This is a genomic window from Xanthomonas sp. A1809, from assembly GCF_017746015.1.
In the GTDB taxonomy this organism is placed as follows: Bacteria; Pseudomonadota; Gammaproteobacteria; order Xanthomonadales; family Xanthomonadaceae; genus Xanthomonas; species Xanthomonas euvesicatoria.
Window position 1 is genome coordinate 1 of the sequence record NZ_JAGHWZ010000045.1, and the last position, 1,934, is coordinate 1,934.

Sequence of the window (1,934 nt, forward strand, 5' to 3'; positions counted from 1 at the left end):
ACCAACAGCTACAACGCGCGCAACGGCAAAACCCGCGTCACCACCACCACAGCCACGCAAACCATCGACCAGCAGGCGCTCACTGCCGGCGGCAACCTGATCCTCAGCGCCGGCAATGACGTCAATCTGGTCGCTGCCAAGCTTGATGCAGGCAAGGGCTTGGGCATCAGCGCCGGCAACGACATCAACGCCAGCACGCTGACCACGGTGGACACCAGCGATGTCCTGGAAACGCGCAAGCGCTTCAAGCAAACCACCGCGACCCGCGACGAAACCGTCCACGGCACCGAATTCAGCGCCGGCGGCAACCTCGCCATGCAGGCGGGCAATGACATCAGTCTGACCGCGGCTAGCGTCGCCACCAAGGAAGGCGGCATCACCCTGGCCGCCGGCAACGACGTCAACCTGCTCGCCGCCAGCGAGCAGCACGATGCCGTGCAGGACATGACCAAGAAGAAGAAGGGCACGTTCAGTAGCAAGACGACGACAACGCATGACGAGTGGCACGACAACGTCGCGGTCACCACCACGCTCAGTGGCGACACGGTACAGATCGCGGCGGGTAACGATCTGCTGTCGCAAGGCGCACAGGTCGCCAGCACCGGCGATGTGGTGTTGGCCGCTGGCAACAACCTCACGTTGGACGCGGTGCAGAACACGCACAGCGAGGAACACGAAAAGACAGTCAAGAAGTCCGGCCTGTATGGCGGTGGTGGATTTAGCGTCGCCTTGGGCGTGACCAAGAAGACCGATGGATTGGATGTCACCGAGGTCACCAACACCGGCAGCCTGGTCGGCAGCACGGATGGCTCGGTGACGATGACGGCCGGCAACAAGGTCGCCATCACAGGTAGCGAGGTGCTGAGTGCCACCAGCACCACCATCGTGGGCAAGGAAGTCACGATTGCGGCGGCAGAAAACACCGTGGACACGGTGCAGACGTCCAAGCAGCAGAGTGCAGGCATTACCTTGGGGTTGACTGGTGGGGCTGTAGATGCCGCGCAGGCGATCTACGGCGCTGTCAAGCGTGGCTCGGAGGTCGAAGACGATCGCCTGAAGGCGCTCTACGCCGCCAAGGCAGGTTACGCGGTCAGCGACACAGTGGGCTTGGTCGGCAATGGCCTGAAGGGCTACGACGGCCAGGCGGTTGCCGGCAACATGACCAAGACCGGCGCCGCCGCTGCGGATGGCGCACAAGGTGCAGCCAATGCGGCGGGCGTGAGCTTGCGCCTTGGCATCGGCGCCAGCAGCTCGTCGAGCAAGACGACCACGCACGAGGAAACCACCGGCGGTAGCCGCATCCTCAGCAACGGCGATATCACCATCGCCGCGACCGGGGGCGACCTCAACGTCATCGGCAGCAAGATTGCTGGTGAAAACGTGGCCCTGGCCGCTGCAAACAATCTCAACCTGCTGAGCAACAAGGAAACCAATACCACCAAATCGGAGAACAAGAACGCTGGCGGCGAGATCGGTGTCAGCGTCGGTGCGACGACTGGCTACTATCTGACAGTGTCTGCAGGCAAGGGCAGCGCCAAGGGCAATAGCGATTTGCGCGCGGAAAGCGTAGTCACTGCCAACGACACGTTGACATTGGTGAGCGGTAACGATACTACGATCCAGGGCGCGCAAGCTGTCGGCAACAAGGTCCTAGCCAGTGTCGGCGGCGATCTGCTGATTAAGAGCGAGCAGGACACCAATGAGTACAAAAGCAAACAACAGCAGGGCAGTCTGACCCTGGCGACCGGCTCGGGCAGCGGCGGTAGCTACAGTCAGCAGAAGGTCAACAGCAGCTATACCAGCGTGACCGAGCAGAGCGGCATCCAAGCCGGCAATGGGGGCTTCGACATTAAGGTGGGCGGCAACACGGCCTTGGTCGGCGGTGCCATTGCAAGTGCGGCCGATGCCAGCCTCAATCGGCTGTCTACCGACAG

General features: G+C 62.3%; 1 protein-coding gene. It reads left to right on the top strand.

All coding sequences use genetic code 11. From position 1 onward, the window contains the following. A partial coding sequence (locus J7396_RS22120) for a hemagglutinin repeat-containing protein (RefSeq protein ID WP_244669834.1) occupies positions 1–1,934 on the top strand: 1,934 nt, incomplete at both ends.